The sequence below is a fragment of the Sphingomonas lenta genome, from assembly GCF_002288825.1.
Classification (GTDB): domain Bacteria; phylum Pseudomonadota; class Alphaproteobacteria; order Sphingomonadales; family Sphingomonadaceae; genus Sphingomonas; species Sphingomonas lenta.
Map to the genome: position 1 here is coordinate 485,424 of NZ_NSLI01000001.1, position 26,115 is coordinate 511,538.

Sequence of the window (26,115 nt, forward strand, 5' to 3'; positions counted from 1 at the left end):
TTTTACATAATGTATATTATCGTGCTTACGGGTGTGCCGGCGTGATCGAGCGGTTGGTGGCGATCATGGCCCGCCTCCGCGACCCCGAGCACGGCTGCGAGTGGGATCGCGCGCAAACGTTCGAGACGATTGCGCCGTACACTATCGAAGAGGCCTACGAGGTCGCGGATGCGATCGCGCGCGACGACGCGGACGACATACGCGACGAGCTCGGCGACCTGCTGCTCCAGGTCGTGTTCCACACGCGTATAGCCCAGGAAGCCGAACTGTTCGCGCTGCCGGACGTGGTGACCTCCATCAGCGACAAGATGGAGCGCCGTCATCCGCACATTTTCGGTGACGCTGCCGACACGCCTGGCTGGGAGGCGATCAAAGCCGCCGAGCGCACGGCTAAGCCGGGCGGCGCTCTATCGGGCGTAGCGCTAGGCATGCCGGCGCTGTCGCGGGCGGAGAAGCTGCAGAAGCGCGCGGCGCGGGTCGGATTCGACTGGCCCGACGCGAGCGGCCCGCGCGAGAAGATTGATGAGGAGTTACGCGAGGTTGTTGCCGCCGGCTCGGACGAGATCGAGGGCGAGATCGGCGACCTGCTCTTCGCCGTCGTGAACTGGGCGCGGCACCTGGGCGTCGATCCCGAGGCCGCGCTACGCCGCGCGAACGGCAAATTCGAGCGGCGGTTCGCCGCGATGGAGGCGCTCGCCGGACCAAGCTTCGCGGCGCTGTCGCTGGACGAAAAGGAAGCCCTGTGGGGCCGCGTCAAGTCGCAGCCTGACGCTGCATAAAGCGGTCATAGTCGGCGGGCGCGAGCCGGACTTCGTATACGGCGCGGCTGTCCTCGACCGTCTGCTCGACCACCTCGCCGTGCGCGTGGAGCCAAGCGGCCCCCGCCCCGTCGGCCGCGTCGAGCTCGATCCGGTAGCGGCGATGACCCGCGGTCAGCTTAGTCGCGACCTGCTCCATGAGGCCGTCGACCCCCTCTCCGGTCAGAGCCGAGATGGCGACCACGTCGTCGCGCCGCTCGGCCTCGGCGAGCAGCTCGTCGCGCCGCTCGGCGTCGAGCAGGTCGAGCTTGTTCCACGCCTCGAACCTGGGGGTGCCCTCCCCCACTCCCAGCTCCTCCAGCACCTGCTCTACGTCCGCGCGCTGCGCCTCGCTATCCGGGTGCGCGATGTCGCGGACGTGGATCAGCAGGTCGGCGGAGACCACCTCTTCCAGCGTCGCCTTGAACGCGGCGACGAGCTGGGTCGGCAGGTCGGACACGAAGCCCACCGTGTCGGACAGGATCGCCTGGTCGATGCCGGGCAGGTCGATGCGCCTGAGCGTCGGGTCGAGCGTGGCGAAGAGCAGGTCCTCCGCCATGACGTCGGCACCCGTCAACTTGTTGAACAGCGTCGACTTTCCGGCGTTAGTATAGCCGACGAGCGCGATCACCGGCCACGGCGCGCGCTGCCGCCGCTCGCGGTGGAGCCCGCGCGTGCGGCTCACCTGCTCCAGCTCACGGCGCAGGCGCGCCATACGGTCGCGGATCAGGCGGCGGTCGGCCTCGATCTGCGTCTCGCCCGGACCGCCCAGGAAGCCGAAGCCGCCGCGCTGGCGTTCCAGGTGCGTCCAACTCCGCACCAGGCGGCCGGCTTGGTAGTCGAGGTGCGCGAGCTCCACCTGGAGCCGACCCTCCGCGGTTGCGGCGCGTTCGCCGAAGATCTCCAGGATCAGGCCCGTGCGGTCGATCACCTTGGCCTCGAGCGCCGTCTCCAGATTGCGCTGCTGCACGGGCGTGAGCGCGGCGTCGAACACGGCGAGCTGCGCCTCGTGCTGGCGGACGCTCGTCGCCAGCTGCTCTACCTGGCCCGAGCCGATCAGCGTTGCCGGCTTAGGCGCGCGGACGCGGAGGTGGACGCGATCGACCACCTCCACCCCGATCGCGAGCGCCAAGCCCGCCGTCTCATCCAGCCGCGCGTCCGAGTCGCGGTTGGACCCGCCCTGGTCGGGCAGCACGACGATGCAGCGCGCGCCGCGGGCGAACTCGCCGCGGTCGCGCTCGAAGCCCTGCGTCAAGCGTCTTCCTCGCCGGCCTGCTGCTCTTCCTGCAAGTTGAGCGGGCGAGCCGGCTGGATGGTGGACACCGCGTGCTTGTAAACGAGCTGCGTCAGCCCCTCGCGCTGGAGCAGCATGCAGAACAGGTCGAACGCCGCGATCTGGCCCTGGAGCATGACGCCGTTCACCAGGAACATGGTGACGTTGTCCTCCGACCGGCGGACGGCGGAGAGAAAGATCTCCTGGAGGAGTTGCTGCTTCTTGGGCCCGTCGCCCACCTGCTCGACGATGCCGGCCACGTCCACCTGGCCGGTCGGCATGATGGTGGAGATGGCGTGCTTGTAGATGAGCTGCGACTGGCCGTCGCGGCGGAGCAGCACGGAAAAGTTGTCGAACCAGGTCACGATGCCCTGGAGCTTCACGCCCTTGACCAGGAACATGGTCACCGGCGTCTTGGAGCGGCGCAGCGCGTTCAGGAACAGGTCCTGCAGCGAGCTCTGCTTATCGGCCATCTCGTGGTCCCCTTATTCTTGGCGGGTCATAATCCCGCTTGTGTCGCGCCGTTCGCCGGCGTCGGAAGGCCGGGCGGTCGGCCCGGCGGTTCGGCCATGCCCTTACCACATCCGCGTGCACAAGTCCGCAGGCGGCGAGACGTTCCGGACGCGGGCGCAACTTCTTCGCGCGGCCCGCGCCTAATCGTCCTTCGTCTCGGTGATGCCCAGCAGCTTGAGCTTCCGGTGCAGCGCGGAGCGTTCCATGCCGATGAAGCTGGCCGTGCGCGAGATGTTGCCGGAAAAGCGGCGGATCTGGACGCGCAGATATTCGCGCTCGAACGATTCGCGCGCCTCGCGGAGCGGCGCGCCCATCATAGAACCCGAGCCGGCGCCCGCCAGCTCCGCCTGATCGCCCAGCACCTCGGCCGGCAGCAGGTCGAGGTCGATTCGACCGATGCGGTCGCCGGGCGTGAGGATGACGGTGCGTTCGACGACGTTGCGGAGCTGGCGGACATTGCCGGGCCAGTCGTAGCTCTGCAGCGCGACCATGGCATCCGGCGCGATCTCCGGCGTGGGGACGCGGCGTTCGGAGGCGTAGTGGGCGAGGAAGTGCTGCACGAGCGCGGGGATGTCCTCGCGGCGCTCGGTCAGCGCGGGGATGACGACGGGGACGACGTTGAGGCGGTAATAGAGATCCTCGCGGAAGCGGCCCTCCGCGATCTCCTGCGTCAGGTCGCGCGCCGTGGCGGACACGACGCGGACGTCGACTTTGACCACGCGCGTGCCGCCGACGCGGGTGAAGCTCTGGTCGGTGAGGACGCGCAGGATGCGCGCCTGAGTCGCCACTGGCATGTCGGCGACCTCGTCCAGGAACAACGTACCCCCGTGCGCCTGTTCGAGCAGGCCGGGGCGGACGAGATCGCCCCCCTCTTCCACGCCGAACAGCTCCTCCTCGACGCGTTCGGGCGTCATCCGGGCGGCGGAGACGATGACGAAGGGCGCGGCGGCGCGCTGGCTCCAGCCGTGCAACAGGCGGGCGGCGACCTCCTTGCCTACGCCGGCGGGCCCCATGATGAGCACGCGGCTGCCCGTGCCCGCGACACGCTTCAGCGTCGCGCGGACGGTGTTGATCGCTGCCGAGCTGCCCGTCAGGTCGGTCTCGCGGCCGGCGGAGGCGCGCAAGGACGCGACCTCGCGCTTCAGCCGCTCGGTCTCGGTCGCGCGCGCGACGAGGAGCAGCAGGCGCTCGGCCTCGAACGGCTTCTCGATGAAGTCGGCGGCGCCCTTGCGGATCGCCGCGACGGCGGTGTCGAGGCTGCCATGGCCGGAGATGACGAGCACGGGAATGGACGGGTCGCGACGCTTGATCTCGTCGAGCAGTTCGAGGCCGTCGAGCCGCGAGCCCTGTAGCCACACGTCGAGCAGCACTAGCGACGGGCGGCGCGCGGCGATGGCGTCGAGCGCGGCGTCGCTGTCGGCGGCGGCGCGCGTCTGATAGCCCTCGTCCTCCAGCACGCCGGCGACCAGTTCGCGGATGTCGAGTTCGTCGTCGACGACGAGGATGTCGAGCGCCATTCTAGTCTCAGGTCCGTTCGGTTTCGATTGGTCGTTCGTCGTCCGCCTGCTCGGCGGGTCGGTCGACGGCGTGCTGGTCGAGCGCGGCGAGCGCCGTCGCGTCGAAGGTCATGGTGACGACGGTCCCCCCTTCCTCCCGGTCGGCGAAGCCGATCGCCCCCAGATGCTCCTCGACAATCTTCTTGACGATGGCGAGGCCCAGTCCCGTGCCGCGCGCGCGGGTCGTCATGTACGGCTCGACGATGCGCTCGCGGTCGGCGGGTAGGCCCACGCCCGTGTCGGCGACCTCTATCGAGACGCGACTGTCCGCGTGCCGCACCTGCATCGTGATCGCGCCGACACCCTCGCCTTTCGCTTCGATGGCTTCGGCGGCGTTCTTCACGATGTTCGTAAGCGCCTGGCCGATCTGGCGACGATCGCAGACGAGCCGGAGCTGCGGGTCGTCGCAGCCGAGCTGAAAGCGGATGTCCGGGTGCGCGACCTCGTGGAGGAACAGCGCGTCGCGCGCGACCTCGCAGATCGCCTCGTCGCGGAACACGGGCTTGGGCATACGCGCGAAGGCGGAGAACTCGTCCACCATGCGGCGAAGGTCGCCGACCTGGCGGACGATCGTGTCGGTCAAGCGGCCGAACGTCTCGTCGCCCTCCCCCACTTTGGCGCCGTAGCGGCGTTGCAGGCGCTCGGCGGCGAGCTGGATGGGGGTGAGCGGGTTCTTGATCTCGTGCGCGATGCGGCGCGCGACGTCGGACCAGGCGGCGCGGCGCTGGTCGGCGAGCTCGCGCGTGATGTCGTCGAACGTCAGGATCGGGCCGGCGGGCGCACGGGCGATGCGCACCGCCAGCGTGCGCGCATCGAGGCCGTGGCCGATCTGGACGACGCCCTCGCGCTGCCCGCTCTCGACCAGCGCGTCCAGCTCGGGCGAGACCTGGGCCAACGGCTTGCCGGGCGGATCCTCGACGCCGAGCAGCGCCGCAGCCGAGCGGTTGGCGATCTGAACCAAGCGGCCGGGCGACGTCGCGATCACGCCCGCCGAAACGCCCGCCATCACTGCCTCGATCAGCGCGCGGCGGTTCTCGAGCTGGAGGTTGGCGGAGACGAGCGCGGCGTTCTGCTGCTCGAGCTGCCCCGTCATCTGATTGAACACGCGCGCGAGCGTACCGACCTCATCGCGGCTCTTCGGGTCGGAAACGCGGGCGCTGAGATCGCCGCCGGCGACGCGGCGGGCGGCGCCGACGAGCTCGCCGACCGGCGCGACGAGGCGATCGGCGACCTTAAGCGCGATCCAGACGGCGATGCCGACGATTAGCAGCGAGATGAGGAGGAGCGCGGCGTTGAATTGAAGCTGCAGGCTGCGCGCGCGGGCGAGCAGCGAGCGATAATCGGCGACGACGGCCTCGGCGCGCGCGTTCTGCTCCGTCATCACCTTGGTGTCGCCCACGCGCGCGGCGTAGAGGAACAGGTCGGCCGCGCCGGGGACGGTGGTGATCGTCTGGATGCGGTCGCCGGTGACGAGAACTACGCTCCCCTCGCCAGCGCGGAGACGGCGGACAGCGTCGGGCGTGATCCGACCGGCCAGTTCAACCTCGTAGGGATTCACGACCGCCAGCGTCCGCACTTCGCCGCTCGCGGGCACGTTGAGGAGCGCGGCTTCGGATAGGCTGCGGTAATAGACCTGCTGGACGAAGAAGGTCGGGAAGTTCGGGCTGTCGATTGGCTCGGCGCGCAGCTGCATGCTCATGTCGTCGGCCATGGTCAGCGTGGCTTCGCGCCAGCGCTGGAGCTGCTGCTGGTAGGAAGTCCGCGCCAGGTCGGTCGCGTTCTCCAGCATCCCACGCGCCCGGTCGGAGTACCAGAACTGGACGCCGTACTGGAAAAGGAGCGAGGCGACGATCGTGACGAGCAGCATCGGCACCGCCGCCATCGTGGAGAACAGCGCGACGAGGCGGACGTGGAGACGGCCGGTGCCGCCCACCGGCGACGCGGCGGCCCGGCGGCGCGCGATGCGCCGGCCGAGCAGCATCATGAGGAGCACGCCCGGCACGAGGTTGGCGACGAGCAGGCTCGCCACGAGCAGCGGCGTCAGCAGTCGTTGGGGCGCCGCCGATGCGGACACGACCGAGTAGCTGACCGCGGCGACGATGATGACCGCGGCGAGCACCGCGAACTCGATCGCGGGCGTTACGCTGAAGCGCCAGGGCGGGTCTTCTTGATCGATGGCGGGCACCGCGGCGGCGTTCATCCCCCCCGCCCTACAGGGTCCTGTGTTGCCGGGAAACCACAATGTGCGAAGAAGCTAACGCAGGTCGGTACGGCGTTCCGGATCCAGGCCGAGCGAGTCCAGACGCTTGCGCAGCGTGTTGCGATTGAGGCCGAGAGCGCGGGCGGCGCGGAGCTGATTGCCGCCATGGCGCCGTAGCATCGCCTCGATCAGCGGGCGCTCCACCTCGGCGAGCACGCGGTCGTAGAGCGTGCCGTCATCGAGCGCGTCGGGGCGCTCGCGAGCGATGCGCTCGAGTAGGTCTCGCACGGCCTGCGCCAGGTCGGTTCCGCCGGTCGGGAGCTCAGCGGGCGCGCCAAGCATTGCGCGGACGGCGGGAGCGTCGATCACCTCGTCGCGCGCGAGCACGGCCAGGCGGCGCATTAGGTTCTCCAGCTCGCGGACGTTGCCGGGCCAGTCATGCGCCTCCAGCACGTCGAGTGCGCCGGCGTCGAGCGCGCGGCGGGGCAACCCTTGCGCCGCGGCCTGGTCGAGGAAGTGACGGGCGAGCAGGCCGACATCGCTCCCCCGCTCACGCAACGGCGGCAGGGCGACGGGAACGACGTTCAGGCGATAGAACAGGTCCTCGCGGAAGCGCCCGATCGCGACCGCGTCCGAGAGGTCGCGGTTCGTGGCAGCGACGATGCGCACGTCGGCGCGGAGCGGGCGCGCGCCGCCGACCGTGCTGAACTCGCCCGATTGCAACACGCGGAGCAGGCGAGTCTGCGCGTCGAGCGGCATGTCGCCAATCTCGTCGAGGAACAACGTGCCGCCCGCCGCCTGCTCGAAGCGGCCTGCCTGGCGCGCCGCGGCGCCGGTGAACGCGCCGCGCTCGTGACCGAACAGCTCCGCCTCGATCAGGTCGCGCGGAATTGCGGCCATGTTGATCGCGACGAACGGGCCGGCGCGGCGAGGGCCCAGGTCGTGGATGGCGCGCGCGACGAGCTCCTTGCCGGTGCCGGACTCGCCGGAGACGAGCACGGTCAGGTCGGTCGCGACGACGCGGGCGATGACGCGGTACACCTCCTGCATCGCTGGCGACCGGCCGAGCAGTGGAAGCGCACGGTCCTCCTCCCCCACCCCCGTCAGCGGCTCGGCCCCACCACGGGCGAGCGCGCCATTCACGGCGCGGGCGAGCGCGTCGAGGTCGAACGGCTTGGGCAAGTACTCGTACGCCCCGGCCTCCGCCGCACGGACAGCGGTCGACAGCGTGTTCTGGGCGGAGAGGACGATGACGGGGAGCGCCGGATGGCGATGCGATACGCGGGCGAGATGATCCAGCCCGTCGCCGTCGGGTAGCATCACATCCGTCACGAGCACGTCGGGCGCTCCTGCCGCGAGCGCGGCCTCGGCCTCCGCGAGCGAGGCGGCGAGCGCGACCTGATGGCCTGAGCGGCGGAGCGCTTCCGCGACGACTGTGCGGATCGCGGCATCGTCGTCGATAACGAGGACGCGGCTCACGCGGCGGCCCTGGGCAGCAGGAGACGCAGGACGGTCCGGTCCGCCTCGCGTGCGTACTGGACGAGGCCGCCCATGTCGCGGACGAGCTTGTCGACCAGCGCCAGGCCCAGCCCGGTGCCCTCGCGGCGGCCGGAGACGAACGGCTCGAACAGCTGGCCGGCGATGTCGTTCGGCGCGCCGGGGCCGTTGTCGACGACGCAGACCTCGATGGGGAGCGCGACACGCTCGCCGTCCTGGCGCATGCGCGCCATGCCGTGACGGTAGGCGGTGGTGATCGTGATGCGCGGTTCCGGCGAGCTCGCAACCGCTTCGGCCGCGTTCTTGAGGAGGTTCAGCAGCACCTGCGTGAACGCGTCGCGGTTGATCTGCGCTGGCGGAAGCGACGGGTCGTAGCGGCTCTCGATTACCACATCCGATGCGAAGCCGGCGAGCGCGACCTGGCGGGCGTGGGCGAGCAGCGGGTAGATGTTCTCCGGCCCGAGCGGCAGCGGGCGCGTGTCGGTAAAGCCCTGCATCCGGTCGATCAGCGCGGCGATGCGGTCGACCTCCGACACGATCAGGCCTGTCAGTTCGCCGGGGCCGAGCAGCTGCGCCGCGCCGCGAATGCCGGACAGCGGGTTCTTGATCTCGTGGGCGAGCATCGCCGCCGCGCCGATCGCGGCGCGCCCCGCTCCGGGCGCAGAGGGCGACAGGCGCGGCGTCGTGCTATGGAGCGTGATCGCACGCCAGCCGGGGTGGTCGGAGACGTGCGACTCGGTGAAGTCGACGCGCAACACGCCGCCACGCGTCTCCACCTCCGCATCGTATATCGCGAGGTCCTGTCCGTCGGCGGCCGCCCGTTCGCGCGGGGAGCGGAGCAGGTCTGCGACGGGACGGCCGATCATCAACCGCTCGGACAGATTCAGCAGCTGTTCGGCCAGCGCGTTGGCCTGCGCGACGCGATCCTCGGGGTCGACCAGCAGGACGGCGACGGGCAGCGCAAAAAACAGCTCGGGCCAGCCGGGCCGGCCCGCGTTCCGGTTAGCGTTCTTGTTAAGCGGCTTCGCGCTGGCGGTAGGGAGCATAGAAGTCGGCGAGCAACGCCTGCACCACCTTGGGGTCGGGCTCCTGATTGACGCGGTTGCGGAACTCGGCCGAGCCGTGCAGTCCGCGCGTGTACCAGCCGATGTGCTTGCGCGCCATGTTGACGCCGGTCTCGATGCCGTAATGATCGAGCATCGCGTCGTAATGTTCGGAAATCACCCGATATTGCTCGTCAAGCGACGGGTCGGGCACGCGCCGTCCGGTGCCGAGCGCCGCCATGACCTGGCCCAGCAGCCACGGCCTTCCATAAGCCCCGCGTCCGATCATCACCCCGTCCGCGCCCGACTGCTCCAGCGCCGCCTCCGCGTCCTCGACCGAGCAGATGTCGCCGTTGACGATGACAGGCAGCGAAACCGCCTCCTTAACCCGGCGAACGAAAGCCCAGTCAGCCGAACCCTTGTACATCTGGTTGCGGGTGCGGCCATGAACGGTGATCATCTTCGCGCCGAGATCCTCGGCGATGCGGGCGAGCTCGGGGGCGTTGAGGCTGTCGTGGCACCAGCCCATGCGCATCTTGACCGTCACGGGGACGGATACCGCGTTGACGGTGGCCTCAATCAGCGAGGCCGCGAGCTTCAGGTCGCGCATCAGCGCCGAGCCCGCATGCCCATTGACGATCTTCTTGACCGGGCAGCCCATGTTGATGTCGATGATCGCCGCGCCGCGGTCCTCGTTGAGCTTGGCGGCCTCCGCCATCTCGTGCGGGCAGCAGCCGGCGAGCTGCATTGAGACGGGCTCCTCGACCGGGTCCCACGCCGCCTTCTGCAGCGACTGGCGCGTCTCTCGGATCATCGCCTGGCTGGCGATCATCTCCGTCACGTTGAGGCCCGAGCCGTAGCGCCGCACCAAAGTGCGGAACGGCCGGTCGGTCACGCCCGTCATGGGCGCGAGCACGACGGGCGCGTCGATCCGGACGGGGCCGATCTGGAGAGGCTCGAGCGTGCGCATGGTGGGTGCCTGAAAAACGGGCAGGTAGTCCCCCCGATGCTCGCTGGCAAGCGGTGCGGCCCTCGGCTAGGCGCGCGGGTATGAGCGAGGAGCATGTGGTCGCGATCATCGTCGCGGGCGGCAGCGGGGTGCGAGCCGGGGGCGGCGCGCCGAAACAGTATCGAAAGGTCGGCGGGCGCGCGCTCGTGGCGCACGCGCACGCGGCCTTCGCCGCACATCCGGCGGTGCATGACGTCATGGTGGTGGTCGCACCGGGTACGGAGCAGCTGGCGCGCGATGCGATCGGCGGGAAAATGAAGCTGGTCACCGGCGGCTCGAGCCGGCGCGAGTCGGTCGCGCACGGGCTCGCGGCCGCGGCGGCGACACGGGCGACGCGCGTGCTGATCCACGACGCGGCGCGGCCGTTTTCGCCGGCGACGGTGATCTCGGCGGTGGTGGACGCGCTCCACACGTACGAGGGCGCCCTCCCTGCCCTGCCCGTCGCCGACACGCTCGCGCACGGGGGCGCGGTGCTGGGCGAGGTCGTGCCACGCGACGGGCTCGTCCGCGTGCAAACGCCGCAGGGCTTCCGGCTCGACGCGATCCTGCGGGCGCACGCCGAGTGGCCGGTGGGCGAGGAGGCGACCGACGACGCGCAGATGGTACGGCGGCTTGGCGTTGAGGTGGCGGTGGTGCAGGGCGATCCGATGCTCGAGAAGGTGACCCAACCGTCCGACTTCGCGCTCGCCGAGGCGCGCGCCGGAATGCAGTGGCAGTACCGCATGGCGACCGGCTTCGACGTCCACCGGCTGGAGGTCGGGGAGGAGCTGTGGCTGGGCGGCGTGCTGATCCCGCATGATCGCGGACTGTCCGGCCACAGCGACGCCGACGTAGCGCTGCACGCGCTAACCGACGCGCTGCTCGGCACGATCGGCGCGGGCGATATCGGGACGCATTTCCCGCCCAGCGACCCGCAATGGCGCGGCGCGGAGTCGGGGCAGTTCCTGCGGCACGCGGTCGAGCTGATCCGGGCGCGCGGCGGCGAGGTGGTGTTCGCCGACCTGACGATCATCTGCGAAGCGCCCAAAGTCGGCCCGTACCGCGGTGCCATGACGGCGCGCATCGCGCAGATGCTAGATGTGCCGGCGGATCGGGTGAGCGTGAAGGCGACGACGACCGAGAAGCTGGGCTTCACGGGCCGTGGCGAGGGTATAGCTGCGCAGGCGGCTGCAACGGTTCGGGTGCCTGAACTGTGAGGCTGGCCGGCTTGGCGGCATTGGCCGTCCTCCTCGCCTCCCCCGCCCAGGCGCAACGCCAAGCTTGCGTGACCACGCCTGAGGCCGAGGCGCTGGCGCTTGTGGCCATGCCGACGATCATCCGCGAGACGGGCCGGGTCTGCGCGACGCGTCTGCCGGCGACGAGCCTCGTCCGGCGGAGTGCGGGGCCGTTCATCGCCAAGTACGACGCCGCCGCCGACCAAGCCTGGCCTCAGGCGAAGGCGGCGGTGGGCAAGCTCGCGCTGGGACTGGCCGACGGGCTGCTCGACAGCGACTTCGCGCGGCCGGTGCTGGTGTCGCTGATCGCCCCCCAGCTGGTGGGGCGCATCCAGCAGAGCGACTGCGGCACGATCGACCGGCTCGTCACCCAGCTGGAGCCGCTGCCGCCGCGCAACACCGCCTCTGTGATCGTGACGTCACTCTCCTATCTCAAGGCGCAGCGGGCCAAGGGCCAGCGGGTCGACGTGCCCGACCTGCCGCTCTGCCCGGCGGAGGCGCGGTGATGGCAGACGCGAGGGACAGCATCCTGCCGGCCGAGCTGGTTGAGCTCGCGCGGCGCGTAGTCGAGGAGAACCGGGCGGCGGGTCGGCGCTTGGCGCTGGCGGAGAGTTGCACGGGCGGGCTCGTCGCGGCGGCGCTGACCGAGATCGCCGGGTCGAGCGACGTGGTCGAGGCAGGCTATGTCACCTACTCGAACGAGGCGAAGGTGGCGGCGTTGGACGTGAGCGGCGACCTGATCGACACGTTCGGCGCGGTGTCGATCGCGGTCGCCTGGAACATGGCGCAGGGCGCGCTGGCGAAGAGCGGGGCCGACGTGGCGGTTTCAGTCACGGGCGTCGCGGGACCGGGCGGCGGGTCGGCGAAGAAACCGGTCGGCACCGTCGTCTTCGCGCGCGCGCTGAAGGGGCAGGATCCGGCCGACGTACACGCGCTGAAACGCGAGTTCGGCGATCTGGGCCGCGGCGGCGTACGTCTTCAGGCGGCGCTGTGCGCGCTGGAGCTGCTGCTGCCACCGGCGTCGGACGCGCCATAAAGCTCGGCCGCGCGCGCCTCGAACGCGCCGATCATGCGGCGGAGCGCGCCGTCGAAGACGCTGCCCGCCAGCTTCTCGAACACGCGGTTGCGGAAGGCGAAGTCGACGGAAAAGTCGACCGCGCAGCCCCGCGAGTCTGGGCGGAAGCGCCACTCGTTGGTGAGGTGCTTGAGCGGGCCCTCGACATAGTCGACGCGGATGTGGTCCGGGCGGCGCTTCTTCACACGGGACGTGAAAGTCTCGCGCAAGCCCTTGAAACCGACGATCATGTCGGCGAGCGTTTCCGTCTCGCCGTCCTGGCGCACGCGTAACGCCACGACCCAGGGGAGGAAGTCGGGGTAGCGCCGGACGTCGGCGACGAGGTCGAACATCTGTTCGGGGGTGTAGGGGAGGACGCGGGTCTCGCGATGCGCGGGCACTCTGCCCTCCCCGGTCAGTCGGACCGGATCAAAGGGCGGGCGCCCTGCCCAGCTTAGCCTCGCGCGCGGCCTTGAGCTTCCCGAAGTCCGCGCCGGCATGGTAGCTTGAGCGCGTCAGCGGGCTGGCGGCGACGAGCAGGAAACCTTTGGCCCGCGCGATCGCGGCATAGGCCTCGAACGCCTTGGGCGCGGTGAACTCCTGCACCTTAGCGTGACGCGGCGTGGGCTGAAGATACTGGCCCATGGTCAGGAAATCGATGTCGGCGGAGCGCATGTCGTCCATGACCTGGTGCACCTCCATCCGCTCCTCGCCCAGGCCGGTCATCAGGCCGGACTTGGTAAAGATGGACGGATCGTGGCGCTTCACGCTCTCCAGCAGGCGGAGCGAGGCGTAGTAGCGCGCGCCGGGGCGGATCGTCGGGTAGAGCCTGGGGACGGTCTCGAGATTGTGGTTGTAGACGTCCGGGCGCGCCTCGACGATCGATTCCACAGCGGCTTGCGCCTTGTTGCGGAAGTCCGGTGTGAGGATCTCGATCGTGGTAGACGGCGTGTTGCGGCGGAGCGCCTCGATTACGCGCACGAACTGCTTGGCCCCGCCATCGGGCAGGTCGTCGCGGTCGACGGACGTGATGACGATGTGCTCAAGGCCGAGCTCGGCGGCGGCGACGGCCACATGCTCGGGCTCGAGCGGGTCAACGGCGCGCGGCATGCCGGTCTTCACGTTGCAGAAGGCGCAGGCGCGCGTGCACGTGTCCCCTAAGATCATGACGGTGGCGTGCTTCTTGGTCCAGCACTCGCCGATGTTCGGGCACGCCGCCTCCTCGCATACGGTGGCGAGGTTGAGACGGCGCATGAGCTGCTTGGTCTCCGCGAAGCCCACGGAGGTCGGAGCCTTTACGCGAATCCAGTCGGGCTTGCGCTGGCGTTCGGGCCGGGCGAGCGGCGTCATGTCGTTCATGGCGCGCGAGATAGCGATGCGCGGGCGTCTCCACAACTCGCGCGCGGGGCGCTAGGGGCTCGGCGTCGACAATCTGCAGGAGGAAGCATGACGTCGTTTTCCGACATGATGGAGGGCCATGCGCGGTTCCGCGAGCGCCTGAGCGACGCGGACATTGCCAACTGGCGCGAGCAGCCCAAGGGCCAGCAGCCCAAGGTGATGGTGATCTCCTGCGTCGACAGCCGCGTAGCGCCCGAACAGCTGCTCGACACCAAGCCCGGCGAGCTGTTCGTGATGCGCAACGTCGCGAACATCGTGCCGCCTTACGCGCCCGACGGGCGACCGCACAGCGTGTCGTCGGCGCTGGAGTTCGCGGTGACGAAGCTCAACGTCGAGGAGCTGGTCGTGATCGGCCATCAGGCGTGCGGCGGCGTGGGCGCGTGCCTGAGCCGGGTGTTCGCGAATGCGGAGCCGGGCGACGGCGGATTGGTGAACGCCTGGGTCAAGACGCTCGACCCCGCGCGCGAGCGGGTCGTCGCGAAGCTTGGCACGGACACGGGGCCGGAAGCGCAGCACGCGCTGGAGCTGGAGGGCGTGCGCGAGTCGCTCGGCAACCTCATGACCTATCCGTTCGTGCGCGAGCGGGTCGAGGATGGCACGCTCAAGCTTCGCGGGGCGTGGTTCGGGATCGGCGACGCGCGGCTGCACGTCGCGAACGAACAGGGCGAGTTCCAGCCTGCCTGAACGAGAAAGGGCGCGGTGGCCTGAGCCGCCGCGCCCTTCCGAAAGCCCGGAGGCCGGGCCGATCACTCGGCCGCGGCGATTTCCTTCGCAGGCCGATTGTCGCGGCGCTCGGCGATGCGAGCCGACTTGCCGGTGCGGCCACGCAGATAATAGAGCTTCGCGCGACGGACGGCGCCCTTGCGGACCACGTCAATGGAATCGATGTTGGGCGAGTAGAGCGGGAAGACGCGCTCCACGCCCTCGCCGAAGCTGATCTTGCGCACGGTGAAGTTCGAGCCCATGCCCTTGTTCGACCGCGCGATGCACACGCCTTCATAGGCCTGAACACGGGTGCGGTCGCCCTCGACCACCTTGACGCCCACGCGCAGCGTATCGCCGGGGCGGAAGTCGGGGATGGCGCGGGCGGCGGTGAGCTTGGCGATCTGCTCCGCCTCGATCTGCTGGATGATGTTCATCTCAATCGTCCTTCTGTCGCTGCGCGCCAGAGGGCGGTCGGTCCCGAGCGCCGACATGGCGCTCCCACAGGTCCGGCCGCCTTAGCCGTGTATCGGCCTCCGCCTTTTGTCTCCGCCAGGCGGCGATCCTCGCATGATCCCCCGATCGCAGCACTTCGGGGATCGTGCGCCCTTCCCACTCCAGTGGTCGGGTGTAGTGCGGGTACTCGAGAAGGCCGCTTTCGAAGCTCTCCTCTTCCCCGCTGGAAGGCGCGCCCATTACGCCGGGTAGCAACCGGACGCAAGCGTCGAGCAAGACCAGCGCGCCCATCTCGCCGCCGGACAGGACATAGTCGCCGATCGAGACCTGCTCGATCCGCCGCGCCTCGAACAGGCGTTCGTCGAAGCCTTCGAAACGGCCGCACAGGATCACCGCGCCCGGACCGGTAGCGAGCTCGCGCACGCGGGCTTGGGTCAGCGGCGCACCCCGCGGCGTCATGGCGAGGATGGGGCGCTCGTCCCTGTGCGCGTCGAGCGCGCTCGCGACCACGTCGGCGCGCAGCACCATCCCCGCCCCTCCGCCCGCCGGCGTGTCGTCGACCGAGCGGTGCTTGTCGGTCGTGAAGTCGCGAATGTTGACGGCGTCCAAGGACCAGCGACCCTCGCGCAGCGCCCTGCCCGCCAGCGAAGCCCCGAGCGGGCCCGGGAACATGTCCGGGTAAAGGGTGAGCACGGTGGCGGCGAAGGTCATCGCCCCTCCCCTGTTCGCGCCCGCGCGGCGTTGCAAGCGGAACGAAGCGGCACCACCTGCGCTACCGCAAGCTATGAGCGACTCTATCGACTGCCTGGTCATAGGCGGCGGGCCGGCCGGAATGACCGCCGCCATCTACCTAGCCCGCTTCCATTTGAAGGTTCGCGTCATCGACGCAGGGCACAGCCGCGTGACGTGGATACCGCGCACACATAATCATGCCGGCTATCCCGGCGGCATCCCGGGCACGGAGCTGCTCGACAAGATGCGCGAACAGGCGGCGGAGTTCGGCATCGAGGTCGAGCATGGTCTTGTGGAGCATATCGAGAAGCAGGGCGATGAGTTCGAGGCGCGCACGGCCGAGGGCGATGTGATCCGCGCGCGCTCCGTGCTGCTGGCGACGGGGGTCGTGAACAAGGGGCCGCCCATCTCGCCCGAGCTCCACGACGTGGCGATGCGACGCGGACTGATCCGTTACTGCCCGATTTGCGACGGGTATGAGGTGACCGATAAGCGCGTGGGCGTGATCGGCAACCGCACGCACGGCTACAAGGAGGCGGTGTTTCTGCGCACCTACACGCGCGACGTGACGCTGATCGCGCCCGACACCGACATCGAGTTGTCGGACGAGGAGCACGCCAAGCTGGACGAGTTGGGCGTCGAACGCGTGGGCGGGCCATGCGCGTCGCTTCGGATCGAGGGCGAGTGCATCGTCGTACCGACACCCAAGGGCGAGATGAGCTTCGACAGCGTGTATCCGGCGCTGGGATCGGTGATCCGGTCCGAGCTGGCGATCGCTTTGGGCGCGGAAGGGTCGGAGGACGGATGCCTGGTCGTTGACGACCACCAGCGCACCAGCGTGCCCGGCCTCTACGCGGCGGGCGACGTGGTGAAGGGTCTCGACCAGATCAGCCACGCCATGGGCGAAGGTGGCGTCGCGGCGACGACGATCCGCAACGATTTGGCGGAGAAGATGGTGCTGGCGCGCTGACGTTCATGCCGTTGGTCGAAGACGAACGGCGTTCGGCCGGCCGAACGGCTCCGGTTGAAGCGCGCAAGCCATCCGCCGAAGCGCGCTCGCAGGGAGATCACGCAAGGTGCAAGCCGAAGCCGCCTCCGATCGGGAGGCGCAACTTCAGCAAAGGACACATCGATGCGTGCTTCCCTGATCCAAGCCCTCGCGATCGCCGCGGCGGTGGTCGCCCCCACCCCCGCGCTAGCCGCGTCCGACGTCCGGACCGCCAGCGTCAGCCACGCCGACCTCAACCTCGCCTCCGCGAAGGGCCGCGCCGCTCTGGAGCGCCGCGTGAACGGCGCGATCAAGCGCGTCTGCGGGGCGGGCCAGAACCGCGACCTCGGATCGGCGATGCGCGAGCTGCGCTGCATGGCCGACGCGCGGACCCGGGCGCGTACCGACATCGCCGCGCTGGAGCGTCGGGCGGGCGTGGCGCTGGCCCAAAACGCCGCGGGGATGGACTTGGCGGCGCGGTGATGCCGCCCCGTCCGCGGTCGCCGCGTCGTTCGTCAGCGACCGGCGATCGCCCGCGCCACGGCCTGGTAGGTGCGGCCGATCCGCACGGTGGACCCGTCCTTCAGCTCCGCGCGCCACGAGCCCAGGCCGTCGTGGCGCAGGCTGGCGATCATGTCGCGCCTGACGATCGTGGAGCGGTGTAGGCGCACGAACCTGTCGGGATCGAGGCGCCGCTCCAGCTCCGAGATCGTCTGGTGCAGCAACAGGCTGCGCCCGGCGACGGTCAGGCGCATATAGTCGCGCTCCGCGTCGATCCGCTCAATATCCGCCGCGGCCACCCGGATCATCTCCGACCGGTGTGGGACCCAGAACTCCTCCGCCCAGCGCGACCCGCCCGCCGCGACCGCAGAGCCGTCGCGCCGCATCTCCTGGACGCGCGCCACCGCCTTGGCCAGTCGATCCGCCGCCACCGGCTTCAGCACATAATCCACGGCGGCGACGTCGAACGCGGCGACCGCATGCTGGTCGTAGGCAGTGCAGAACACCACCGCCGGACGCGTCCCCCGCCCCTCCAGCACGCGCGCCACCTCCATCCCGTCCAGACCCGGCATCGCGATGTCGAGGAAGAGCAGATCGGGCGACAGAGCCTCGATCAGCCGCAGCGCCGCCTCGCCGTCATGCGCCGTCCCCACCAGCGCGACGCCGGGCAGCTGCGCGCAGAGGATCTGCATGCGCTCGGCCGCCAACGGCTCGTCGTCGACGATCAGCGTGCGGAGCGGCGCGTCAGCAGCCACGGAACACCAAGGGAACTGATAAGACGACGCTAAACCCGCCCTCGTTCCTGACGCCGCTCATCATCTCCGCCTCCTCGCCGAAGCGCAGCTTCAGCCGGTCGGAGACGTTGCGCAAGCCCAGGCCCGTGCCGCCGAGTGCGGGCGCGAGCGCCCGTCCGTCGTCCGCCACCTCGATGCGCAGCCCGCCGCGTGCGCGGCGGGCGTCGATGCGGATCGTGACCGGCTCGCGCGAAGGCGAAACGCCGTGCTTGATCGCGTTCTCGACCAGGGGCTGCAGGATCATGACCGGTACGCAGGCGTCCTCCAGGCCGGGCTCGAGCGTCACCTCGGTCCGCAGGCGCTCGGGGAAGCGGATCGCCTCGATCTCGAGGTAGAGCCGCTGGAGCGCGATCTCGTCCTCCAGACGGACGTCGCCCGTCAGGTCAGCCGCCAGGCTGGTGCGGAAGAAGCGCGACAGATTGAGGATCATGCTCTCCGCCTGTTCGCCGCGGCGGGCCATGACGAGCGAGGAGATGGAATTCAGCGTATTGAACAGGAAATGCGGGTTCACCTGATACCGCAGGGCGCGCAGTTCAGCCTCCCGCGTCGCCGCCCGAAGCCGTGCCGTCTCACGCTCCGCGCCGGCGACTTGCGATGCGTAGGATAAAGCGAGGTAGAGCGCGGCCCAGCAGGCGACGAAGAAATACCAGTGCAGCGCGTTCTGTGCGATGGTGTGCGAGGGCTTGCGCCGCTTTTCCGCGCGGGCGTTTACGGCGTTCCCCTCGTGCAACGCCCTGAGTTGGGGGTCGTGAACGTAGAGAAAATAGTAGTTCGCGGCCGCATAGGCGGCTGACACCGGCACGGACGCGAGGAAGGCCGCAGCGACCTGCACGCCCAGCCGCCTTCCCTGGAGGCTCCGAAGAACGAGGTACAGGAGCCAGGTCAGCCCCATCCCGGTCACCGCCACCGCCGCGCGTTCTTCGAACATCTCGCGGTAGCCGGGATAGTCCATCATCACCGACCGCACGCTCAGGCTGAGATAATAGAAGCCCCAGAACAGCAGGATCGAGATCGCCGCCGTTCGGGGTCGGACATTGTATCGGTTGTTACCGGACCCGTTCTGCATGTCCCCGCGTAACACGCGGCGGCCCGCGAAAGTCTTGCCTGATCGGACGCTTGTCGACCGTTTTGGGACGTTGGTCGAAAGGGCTTACTCCACGAACTCGCGGTCGACGGTGATGCGCTCGCCGATCCGGGTCGCGGCGATCGGGACCATGAAGCGCCGGCCGTCCGGGCGCTCGATCTCCAAGATGTCGCCCGCGCCGAAGTTCTCGACGGCGGCGACGTGGCCGAGCGGCTCGCCCGCGTCGATGTCGCAAGGGAGGCCGATCAGGTCGGCGTGGTAATATTCGCCCTCCTCGAGCGGCGGGAGCTCCGCGCGGGGCACCGTCAGCTCCGTGCTCCGCCAGCGTTCGGCGGCGGTGCGGTCGGGGATCTCGGCGAAACGCGCGATCGGCGCCGCGCCGCCGGTGCGCAGCGACTTGAGCGTGAGCGCGCCCGCGTTGAAGCTGCGGTAGCGGCTCAGGTCCTCGGTGAAGAGCTTGAGCCGGACCTCGCCCGTCACGCCGTGCGGGCCGGTGATGACGGCGAGCGTCACCGCCTTTTCGGCGGTGGAGCTCGGCCCGTCACTGTCCGGGGCTGTCGGGGGTGGGCTGGGAGGACTCGTCCGAGCCTTCGGCCGGCTCGGTCGGGGGGACGCCTTGGTTCGTGGCGTCGTCCTGCTGCTGCCCGGGGGTTTGGTCATGCTTGGGATCGGTCGGCATCGGCGGGGCTCCTCTCGCACGACTAACGCGTCGATGCGGGTCCGGTGCCCTGCCCCACCCCCTTCGTCATGCCGGACATGGGACCCCAGCAAAGTAGTACTTTGCTGGGCGCCCTGTTCCGGCATCCATCGTGGTGCGGGCGATCCGGCCGGAGTGCGCGGACGACGATGGACCCCGGAACAAGTCCGGGGTGACGGAGGGTAAAGGAAGCAGGCCTTTAGGCCTCGGCGGTCTCGGGCGCGGCCTCTTCGGCCGGGGCGGCCGCGGCCTCGGCGGCGGCCTGCTCGCGCTCGGCGCGCTCGGCGGCGCGCTCCTTGGCCTTGTCGCCCGGCTCGCCCTTCTTGGGGTTGTTGCGCTGGGCGCGCTCCTTCACGCCGGCGGCGTCGAGGAAGCGGGCGACGCGGTCGGTCGGCTGCGCGCCGACGCCCAGCCAGTGCTTGGCGCGGTCCGCGTCGAGCTTCACACGCTCGGGCGAGTCCTTGGCGAGGAGCGGATTATAGGTGCCGATCTTCTCGACATATTTGCCGTCGCGGGGGGAACGCGCGTCGGCGACGACGATGCGGTAGTAGGGCCGCTTCTTGGAGCCGCCGCGCGACAGGCGAATGCTGAGTGCCATTGATGTCCGTTCCTTTGTTCAGTGTTCGAAGTTGAGGTTATTTCTTGCCGAAACCCGGAAAGCCGGGTGGAAGCTGAGGGGCGCCTGAGCCGCCCGGCAGACCGGGTAGCCCGCCGGAGCCGCCCATCTTGCCCATGACGTCGCCGAGCTGCTGGCCGCCGATCGCGTTGCCGAGCCCGCCCAGCCCGCCCTTGCCGAGCATGGACAGCATGCCCTTCACGCCGCCCATCTTCTTGATCTTCTTCATGGCGGTCGACATCTCCTGGTGCATCTTCAGGAGCTTGTTGACCTCCTGCACCGTGGTGCCGGAGCCCTTGGCGACGCGGATCTTGCGCTTGGCGTTCAGGAGCTCGGGCTTGGCGCGCTCCTTGGGCGTCATGGAGCCGATCATCGCGTCCATGCGGATCAGCATCTTGTCGCCGCCGGCCTGCTGCAACGCGTTCTGCGCGCCCTTCATGCCGGGCATCATGCCCGCCAGCGCGCCGAGCCCGCCCATGCGGCGCATCTGCGCAAGTTGCGAGCGCAGGTCGTTCATGTCGAACTGACCCTTGGCGAGCTTGGCCGCCATCCGCTCGGCGTCTTCCTGCTGGATCGTCTCCGCCGCGCGCTCGACGAGCGACACGACGTCGCCCATGCCGAGGATGCGGCCGGCGACGCGCTCCGGATGAAAGGCCTCGAGCGCGTCCAGCTTCTCGCCGGTGCCCGCGAACTTGATCGGCTTGCCGGTGACGGCGCGCATCGATAGCGCGGCGCCGCCGCGGGCGTCGCCGTCCATGCGCGTCAGCACCACGCCGGTGAGCGGCACCTGGTCGGAGAAGTTGCGCGCGACGTTGACCGCGTCCTGGCCGGTCAAGCTGTCGACGACGAGCAGGATCTCCTGCGGCCGCGCGACCTCGGCGACGGCCTTCATCTCGTCCATCAGCGCCTGGTCGACGTGGAGTCGGCCGGCGGTGTCAAGCATGAGGACGTCGAAGCCCTGCAGCTTCGCGGCCTGGAGCGCACGCCGCGCGATGTCGACGGGCTGCTGGCCCGGCACGATCGGCAGCGTCGCGACCTCGGTCTGGACGCCGAGCGTGGCGAGCTGCTCCTGCGCCGCCGGGCGGTTGACGTCCAAGGACGCCATCAGGATCTTCTTGCCCTCGCGGCCCTTCAGGCGCTTGGCGATCTTGGCGGTGGTGGTCGTCTTGCCCGAGCCCTGGAGGCCGACCATCATCACGATCGCGGGTGGCGTCACGTCCAGCGTCAGCGCGCTCTCGTCGGCGCCCAGCGTCTCGACCAGCGTGTCGTGGACGATCTTGACGACCTGCTGGCCCGGCGTGACCGAGCGGAGCACGTCCTGGCCGATCGCGCGCTCGGTGGCGCGCTCCACGAAGTCGCGTGCGACGGGGAGCGCCACGTCCGCCTCGAGCAGCGCCACGCGCACCTCGCGCATGGCGGTGCGGACGTCCGCCTCCGTCAGCGCGCCGCGGCCGCGTAGGCGGTCGAAGACGCCGCCGAGACGATCGCTCAGGCTCTCGAACATTAGCTCACTCCACTTGCCCTAACGCCCAAGCGCAAAAGCGCCGGCGGACGAAACCTCGTCGGCCGGCGTGCGCCCGTGGGCGAAAGCTCGGATGCGCCTGTACCTGCTGCGTCTGCCGAGCGCAAGCCGGCCCGCCATTTACCTTTTCTACACCGTGCTCGTGCCAAGGCGACCGTCGCAGGGGTGGGAGCAAGGAACAGGGATGATTCGAGAGCGCGTCCGCCCGGCCGGGGCGAACACCGACTTCGTGAGCGGCCTGGTCACCGGGGCGGCGATCCTCCTGTTCGTGGTCACCGCCAGCGCGGTGCTGTCGGACATGGTCCGGCAGTGGCGGGGCGAGCAGGCGGGCGTCGACGACACGATGGCGGCGGCGCTGCTGCTCAACATCGCGCTGATCCTGTTCGGCTGGTTCCGGCATCGGCGGCTCAGCCGGGAGGTGCTCGCGCTGACGGAAGCGGGTGAGCATGCCAAGCTGCTCGCCTCGCGCGACGCGCTGACCGGGTTCCTCAACCGCCGCAGCCTGGCGGAGGACGGCGCCGGCATGTTCATGCTCGCGGCCAAGCGGCGCAAGGCGTTGGCCGTGCTGATGCTCGACCTCGACCACTTCAAGACGGTGAACGACCTGCACGGCCATGCCGTCGGCGACGCGCTGCTGAAGCAGGTCGCGTCCGAGATCCAGGTCGCGCTGCCCGGCGGATCGCTCGCGGCGCGGCTGGGCGGAGACGAGTTCGCCTGCGCCATGTTCTTCGATCCCGAGCACCCGGACGTGGTCGACCGCGTGGCCGAGCAGATCGTGACGCGCATGGCCCGGCCCTTCCAGGCCGAAGGCGCGCAGCTGCATATCAGCGGGTCGGTCGGCATCGCCCGGTCCGATCAGGAATGCCAGAGCTTCGACGCGCTGCTGCGCTCGGCGGACATCGCCATGTACGCGGCCAAGAACGCCGGGCGAAACCGGCACGCCTGGTTCGACCAGTCGATGGAGCGCGAGCTCCAGGCGAGGAACGAGACCGAGCGCGGCCTGCGCGCCGCGGTGCCGGCGCACCAGATCGTCCCCTACTTCGAATCGCAGATCGACCTCGTCACGGGACGGCTCGCCGGCTTCGAGGTGCTGGCGCGCTGGGAGCACCCGACGCGCGGGTTGGTCTCGCCGGATCAGTTCATCCGCGTCGCCGAGGAGGCGGGGCTGATCGGCGAATTGTCGGTCGCGATCATGCGCCAGGCCTTCACCGCCGCGCGGGACTGGAACCCGGCGCTGACGCTGTCGGTCAACATCTCGCCTGCGCAGCTGAAGGACGCGTGGCTGGCGCAGAAGATCATCAAGACGCTGACGGAGACGGGCTTCCCCGCGAACCGGCTGGAGGTGGAGATCACCGAGAGCTCGCTGTTCGAGAACCTGGCGCTGTCGCAGTCGATCGTCGCCAGCCTCAAGAACCAGGGGATCAAGCTGGCGCTCGACGACTTCGGGACAGGATATTCGTCGCTGGCGCATCTGCGGGCGCTGCCGTTCGACCGTATCAAGATCGACAAGAGCTTCGTCGCGTCCGCGGTCGAGAACCCAGAGTCGGCGGCGATCGTCAACGCGATCGCCCGCCTCGGCGACAGCCTCAACCTGCCCGTCACCGCCGAAGGCATCGAGGATGCCGGGATCGAGGCGCGGCTGCGCCAGATGGGCTGCGCGCGCGGTCAAGGTTACCTGTACGGCCGGCCGATGAGCATCGCGCAGGTGCGCCGCATGCTGGCGGAGAAGCGGCTGCTGATCGCGCAAGCCGACGAGCCCGCGCCCGAGGTCACCAGCCAGCGTCTGGCCGGCTGAGATACTCGGCTTCCGCGGGCGTCGACTCGCGGCCGAGCGCGGCGTTTCGCGACGGGAAGCGGCCGTACTCCTTGATGACGTCGGCGTGCTCACGCGCGTACTTCAGGCTTTCTTCGTCGCTCGAGGCAGCGAAGCGGTCGACGCTGAGGCGCTGCATCTCGGCGTCTTCCGCGTGCATCAACGGCATGTAGAGGAAGACGCGACGCTCGGGCGGATAGCTGTCCTCCCACCCCTTTCCGATCGCCTCCAGCGTCAGCTCGAGGGCGAGCGGGTCGGCCTCGTAGGCGCGGGCCGTGCCGCGGTGGATATTGCGCGAGAACTGGTCGAGCGCGACGATCGCGGCGAGTAGCGTGTCCGGATCGTCGCGCCATCCCTCCGCCCGCGTGGACAGCAGGCGCTCGCGAAGGGAGCCGAAGCGGCTCGCGATCTCCCTGTCGCGCTCCGCGTCCTTCCCGAACTGCTCGTCGCTCGACAGCGCGAACCAGTAGTCCAGCACCTGCGTCGCCTCCTCGTGGACTTCGCTCCCGCCCGCCCTTAAATCGCGCGCCATGCTTTCTCCTTCCGGGCCCGAGGTGCTGAGCCTGGGCTGCCGCCTCAACATCGCGGAAAGCGAGACGATCCGGGCGCTCCTGGGCGACCGGGACGTGGCGGTCGTCAACAGCTGCGCGGTCACCAACGAGGCCGTCAAGCAGACGCGCGCGGCGATCCGACGCCTGCGCCGGGCGCGGCCGGGCGCGGAGCTGGTCGTGACGGGCTGCGCGGCGGAGATCGACCCGGCGGGCTTCGCCGAGATGCCCGAGGTGGACCGCGTCGTCGGCAATCTCGACAAGCTCAAGCCGGAACACTGGGGCGCGACCGCCGCGCCCGTGCAGGCGTTCGAAGGCCATGCCCGTGCGTTCGTCGAGGTGCAGAACGGCTGCGACCACCGCTGCACCTTCTGCGCGATCCCGTTCGGCCGCGGGCCGAGCCGGTCGGTGCCCGCCGGCGCGATGGTGGAGCGGATCGCCGGACTGGTCGCGGCGGGGCATCGCGAGGTGGTGCTGACGGGCGTGGACGTGACGAGCTACGGCCACGACCTGCCGGGCGCGCCGACGCTGGGCATGCTCGTCGAGCGCGTGCTGCGCTTCGTGCCGGGGTTGGAGCGGCTGCGGTTGTCGTCGCTCGATTCGGTCGAGATCGACAACCGGCTGTTCGAGCTCGTTACGGGCGAAAAGCGCGTCATGCCGCACCTTCACCTATCGCTGCAGGCCGGCGACGACATGGTGCTGAAGCGGATGAGGCGGCGGCACTCGCGTGGTGACGCGGTCGCCACCGTAGAGCGGCTGAAGGCGAAGCGGCCGGAGATCGCGATCGGCGCGGACCTGATCGCGGGCTTTCCGACCGAAGACGAGGCGATGTTCGCGAACACGCTGGCGCTGCTCGACGACTGCGATGTGGTCCACGCGCACATCTTCCCCTACTCGCCCCGCGCTGGCACGTCGGCGGCGCGCATGCCGCAGGTCGAGCCGGAAGTTCGGCGCGAGCGGGCTGCGCGCCTGCGCGAGCGCGGGGTGGCGCGGCGGCGCGGGTGGCTCAGTACGCTGGTCGGGAGCGAGCAGACGGTGCTCGTCGAGCGATCGGGCGACCGGGGCCATGCCGCCAATTTCGCCGAGGTGCGGCTGCCGCCCTCCCCGCCCGGCTCCCTCCAGCGCGTCCGCGTGACGGGCGCGACCGACACCCACCTCGAAGGCGTACCTGCATGAGCACTCAACCATCCTGGCACGACAAGCTGCTCGGCGGCTTCCGGCGCACGTCGGACCGGCTGGTCGGCAATTTGGCCGGCCTGGGCGGCGCGCGGCTGGACGAGAACACGCTGGACGATATCGAGGAATCGCTGATCGCCTCCGACCTCGGCCCCGAGACGGCGGCGCGCGTGCGCCAGCGACTGGCGGAGGGCACGTTCGAGCGGAACATGGAGGAGCTCGGTATCCGCCTCGTCGTCGCCGAGGAGGTCGAGCGCGCGTTGGCCAAGGTCGCCAAGCCGTTGGAGATCGAGGCGTTCCCGCGGCCGCAGGTAATCCTGGTGATCGGCGTCAACGGCTCTGGCAAGACGACCACCATCGCCAAGCTCGCGCACCTGTTCATGGAGCAGGATTACGGTGTGATGCTCGCGGCCGGCGACACGTTCCGCGCCGCCGCCATCGGCCAGCTCGCCACCTGGGCCGAGCGCGTAGGCGTGCCGATCGTGTCGGGCAAGGAGGGCGGCGACGCGGCCGGCATCGTCTACGAGGCGGTGAAGCAGGCGACCGCCACCGGCATCGACGTGCTCATTGTCGACACCGCCGGCCGGCTCCAGAACAAGCGCGAGCTGATGGACGAGCTCGCCAAGATCCGGCGCGTGCTGGGGCGGCTCAACCCGGAGGCGCCGCACGACGTGGTGCTCGTGCTCGACGCCACCACCGGCCAGAATGCGTTGAACCAGATCGAGGTGTTCCGCGACGTGGCGGGCGTGACGGGCATGGTGATGACCAAGCTCGACGGCACCGCGCGCGGCGGCGTGCTCGTCGCGGCGGCGGAGCGCTACGGACTGCCAATCCACGCGATCGGCGTGGGCGAGCAGATGGACGACCTGCGCCCGTTCGACCCCAACGAAGTCGCCCGCATCATCGCGGGCGTGGAGGGTGTGCGGAAGTGA

General features: G+C 69.8%; 27 protein-coding genes. 10 read left to right on the forward strand and 17 right to left on the reverse strand.

Going from position 1 to position 26,115, the window contains the following annotated elements:
- Positions 1–41 precede the first annotated feature (41 nt).
- A complete protein-coding gene (mazG, locus tag CKY28_RS02295) occupies positions 42–779 on the forward strand; it encodes a nucleoside triphosphate pyrophosphohydrolase (protein ID WP_095996701.1) in 738 nt (245 codons plus the stop codon).
- Here the strand turns inward: mazG and hflX are convergent.
- The 7 genes from hflX to dusB all read right to left on the reverse strand — a co-directional run bounded on the left by hflX (position 754) and on the right by dusB (position 9,849).
- A complete protein-coding gene (gene hflX, locus CKY28_RS02300; protein WP_095996702.1) occupies positions 754–2,052 on the reverse strand; it encodes a GTPase HflX in 1,299 nt (432 codons plus the stop codon). The two genes, mazG and hflX, sit on opposite strands and share 26 nt — an antisense overlap.
- Positions 2,049–2,543, reverse strand: a complete 495-nt coding sequence (hfq, locus tag CKY28_RS02305) for an RNA chaperone Hfq (RefSeq protein WP_095996703.1) — start codon at positions 2,541–2,543, stop codon at positions 2,049–2,051. The genes hflX and hfq overlap by 4 nt, the downstream gene beginning before the upstream one ends.
- 180 nt (positions 2,544–2,723) lie before the next feature.
- Complete coding sequence (gene ntrX, locus CKY28_RS02310; RefSeq protein WP_095996704.1) at positions 2,724–4,100, reverse strand: nitrogen assimilation response regulator NtrX; 1,377 nt, start codon at positions 4,098–4,100, stop codon at positions 2,724–2,726.
- A gap of 7 nt (positions 4,101–4,107) precedes the next feature.
- Positions 4,108–6,339 (reverse strand): sensor histidine kinase, encoded by a 2,232-nt coding sequence (locus CKY28_RS02315; RefSeq protein WP_095996705.1) that lies wholly within the window; start codon positions 6,337–6,339, stop codon positions 4,108–4,110.
- 54 nt (positions 6,340–6,393) lie between these two features.
- Positions 6,394–7,818, reverse strand: a complete 1,425-nt coding sequence (gene ntrC, locus CKY28_RS02320) for a nitrogen regulation protein NR(I) (protein ID WP_095996706.1) — start codon at positions 7,816–7,818, stop codon at positions 6,394–6,396.
- Positions 7,815–8,882 (reverse strand): two-component system sensor histidine kinase NtrB, encoded by a 1,068-nt coding sequence (locus tag CKY28_RS02325; RefSeq protein ID WP_095996707.1) that lies wholly within the window; start codon positions 8,880–8,882, stop codon positions 7,815–7,817. Before CKY28_RS02325 ends, ntrC begins: the two co-directional genes overlap by 4 nt.
- Positions 8,851–9,849, reverse strand: a complete 999-nt coding sequence (dusB, locus tag CKY28_RS02330; protein ID WP_095996708.1) for a tRNA dihydrouridine synthase DusB — start codon at positions 9,847–9,849, stop codon at positions 8,851–8,853. Before dusB ends, CKY28_RS02325 begins: the two co-directional genes overlap by 32 nt.
- Positions 9,850–9,929: 80 nt before the next feature.
- On the opposite strand from dusB, the gene CKY28_RS02335 reads away from it, so the two are divergent.
- From CKY28_RS02335 to CKY28_RS02345, 3 genes are read left to right on the forward strand one after another with little or no spacing between them, the layout of a single operon-like run.
- Positions 9,930–11,084: a bifunctional 2-C-methyl-D-erythritol 4-phosphate cytidylyltransferase/2-C-methyl-D-erythritol 2,4-cyclodiphosphate synthase gene (locus tag CKY28_RS02335; protein WP_095996709.1), complete on the forward strand. Its 1,155-nt coding sequence runs from the start codon at positions 9,930–9,932 to the stop codon at positions 11,082–11,084.
- Positions 11,081–11,608 (forward strand): hypothetical protein, encoded by a 528-nt coding sequence (locus CKY28_RS02340; RefSeq protein WP_095996710.1) that lies wholly within the window; start codon positions 11,081–11,083, stop codon positions 11,606–11,608. Before CKY28_RS02335 ends, CKY28_RS02340 begins: the two co-directional genes overlap by 4 nt.
- Positions 11,608–12,138 (forward strand): CinA family protein, encoded by a 531-nt coding sequence (locus tag CKY28_RS02345; protein ID WP_095996711.1) that lies wholly within the window; start codon positions 11,608–11,610, stop codon positions 12,136–12,138. Before CKY28_RS02340 ends, CKY28_RS02345 begins: the two co-directional genes overlap by 1 nt.
- Here CKY28_RS02345 and CKY28_RS02350 read toward each other — a convergent pair.
- Together CKY28_RS02350 and lipA are read right to left on the reverse strand one after the other, a co-directional pair.
- A complete protein-coding gene (locus tag CKY28_RS02350; RefSeq protein WP_095996712.1) occupies positions 12,081–12,557 on the reverse strand; it encodes a type II toxin-antitoxin system RatA family toxin in 477 nt (158 codons plus the stop codon). The two genes, CKY28_RS02345 and CKY28_RS02350, sit on opposite strands and share 58 nt — an antisense overlap.
- Before the next feature lie 28 nt (positions 12,558–12,585).
- Complete coding sequence (gene lipA, locus CKY28_RS02355) at positions 12,586–13,515, reverse strand: lipoyl synthase (RefSeq protein WP_176472921.1); 930 nt, start codon at positions 13,513–13,515, stop codon at positions 12,586–12,588.
- 87 nt (positions 13,516–13,602) lie between these two features.
- On the opposite strand from lipA, the gene CKY28_RS02360 reads away from it, so the two are divergent.
- Positions 13,603–14,238 carry a carbonic anhydrase gene (locus CKY28_RS02360; RefSeq protein WP_095996713.1) on the forward strand — a complete coding sequence of 212 codons (636 nt, stop codon included), beginning with the start codon at positions 13,603–13,605 and terminating at the stop codon, positions 14,236–14,238.
- A 62-nt stretch (positions 14,239–14,300) separates the two neighbouring features.
- On the opposite strand, the gene rplS is transcribed toward CKY28_RS02360, so the two are convergent.
- Both rplS and trmD read right to left on the reverse strand, forming a co-directional pair.
- Positions 14,301–14,693 (reverse strand): 50S ribosomal protein L19, encoded by a 393-nt coding sequence (gene rplS / locus CKY28_RS02365; RefSeq protein WP_095996714.1) that lies wholly within the window; start codon positions 14,691–14,693, stop codon positions 14,301–14,303.
- Between the two features lies 1 nt (position 14,694).
- Positions 14,695–15,423 carry a tRNA (guanosine(37)-N1)-methyltransferase TrmD gene (gene trmD, locus CKY28_RS02370; RefSeq protein WP_095996715.1) on the reverse strand — a complete coding sequence of 243 codons (729 nt, stop codon included), beginning with the start codon at positions 15,421–15,423 and terminating at the stop codon, positions 14,695–14,697.
- Between the two features lie 73 nt (positions 15,424–15,496).
- On the opposite strand from trmD, the gene CKY28_RS02375 reads away from it, so the two are divergent.
- The gene (locus tag CKY28_RS02375) at positions 15,497–16,414 is read left to right on the forward strand and encodes an NAD(P)/FAD-dependent oxidoreductase (RefSeq protein WP_095996716.1); all 918 of its coding nucleotides are present in this window, start codon (positions 15,497–15,499) and stop codon (positions 16,412–16,414) included.
- Between the two features lie 162 nt (positions 16,415–16,576).
- Positions 16,577–16,915: a UrcA family protein gene (locus tag CKY28_RS02380; protein WP_095996717.1), complete on the forward strand. Its 339-nt coding sequence runs from the start codon at positions 16,577–16,579 to the stop codon at positions 16,913–16,915.
- 32 nt (positions 16,916–16,947) lie between these two features.
- On the opposite strand, the gene CKY28_RS02385 is transcribed toward CKY28_RS02380, so the two are convergent.
- From CKY28_RS02385 to ffh, 5 genes are all read right to left on the reverse strand, one after another.
- Positions 16,948–17,688, reverse strand: a complete 741-nt coding sequence (locus CKY28_RS02385; protein WP_095996718.1) for a LytR/AlgR family response regulator transcription factor — start codon at positions 17,686–17,688, stop codon at positions 16,948–16,950.
- Positions 17,678–18,793: a sensor histidine kinase gene (locus tag CKY28_RS02390; RefSeq protein ID WP_095996719.1), complete on the reverse strand. Its 1,116-nt coding sequence runs from the start codon at positions 18,791–18,793 to the stop codon at positions 17,678–17,680. The genes CKY28_RS02385 and CKY28_RS02390 overlap by 11 nt, the downstream gene beginning before the upstream one ends.
- Positions 18,794–18,877: 84 nt before the next feature.
- Complete coding sequence (rimM, locus tag CKY28_RS02395; protein ID WP_245841510.1) at positions 18,878–19,324, reverse strand: ribosome maturation factor RimM; 447 nt, start codon at positions 19,322–19,324, stop codon at positions 18,878–18,880.
- Between the two features lie 383 nt (positions 19,325–19,707).
- Complete coding sequence (gene rpsP / locus CKY28_RS02400; RefSeq protein WP_176472922.1) at positions 19,708–20,106, reverse strand: 30S ribosomal protein S16; 399 nt, start codon at positions 20,104–20,106, stop codon at positions 19,708–19,710.
- Between the two features lie 37 nt (positions 20,107–20,143).
- Positions 20,144–21,628: a signal recognition particle protein gene (gene ffh / locus CKY28_RS02405; protein ID WP_095996721.1), complete on the reverse strand. Its 1,485-nt coding sequence runs from the start codon at positions 21,626–21,628 to the stop codon at positions 20,144–20,146.
- Positions 21,629–21,830: 202 nt separating this feature from the next.
- On the opposite strand from ffh, the gene CKY28_RS02410 reads away from it, so the two are divergent.
- Positions 21,831–23,441, forward strand: coding sequence for a putative bifunctional diguanylate cyclase/phosphodiesterase (locus tag CKY28_RS02410; RefSeq protein ID WP_095996722.1), 1,611 nt, complete (start codon positions 21,831–21,833; stop codon positions 23,439–23,441).
- Here the strand turns inward: CKY28_RS02410 and CKY28_RS02415 are convergent.
- Complete coding sequence (locus tag CKY28_RS02415) at positions 23,416–23,991, reverse strand: DUF924 family protein (protein ID WP_095996723.1); 576 nt, start codon at positions 23,989–23,991, stop codon at positions 23,416–23,418. The two genes, CKY28_RS02410 and CKY28_RS02415, sit on opposite strands and share 26 nt — an antisense overlap.
- Between CKY28_RS02415 and CKY28_RS02420 the strand changes: the two genes are divergently transcribed.
- Both CKY28_RS02420 and ftsY read left to right on the forward strand, forming a co-directional pair.
- The gene (locus CKY28_RS02420) at positions 23,990–25,183 is read left to right on the forward strand and encodes a MiaB/RimO family radical SAM methylthiotransferase (protein ID WP_095996724.1); all 1,194 of its coding nucleotides are present in this window, start codon (positions 23,990–23,992) and stop codon (positions 25,181–25,183) included. The genes CKY28_RS02415 and CKY28_RS02420 overlap by 2 nt on opposite strands.
- Positions 25,180–26,115, forward strand: a complete 936-nt coding sequence (gene ftsY, locus CKY28_RS02425) for a signal recognition particle-docking protein FtsY (protein ID WP_095996725.1) — start codon at positions 25,180–25,182, stop codon at positions 26,113–26,115. Before CKY28_RS02420 ends, ftsY begins: the two co-directional genes overlap by 4 nt.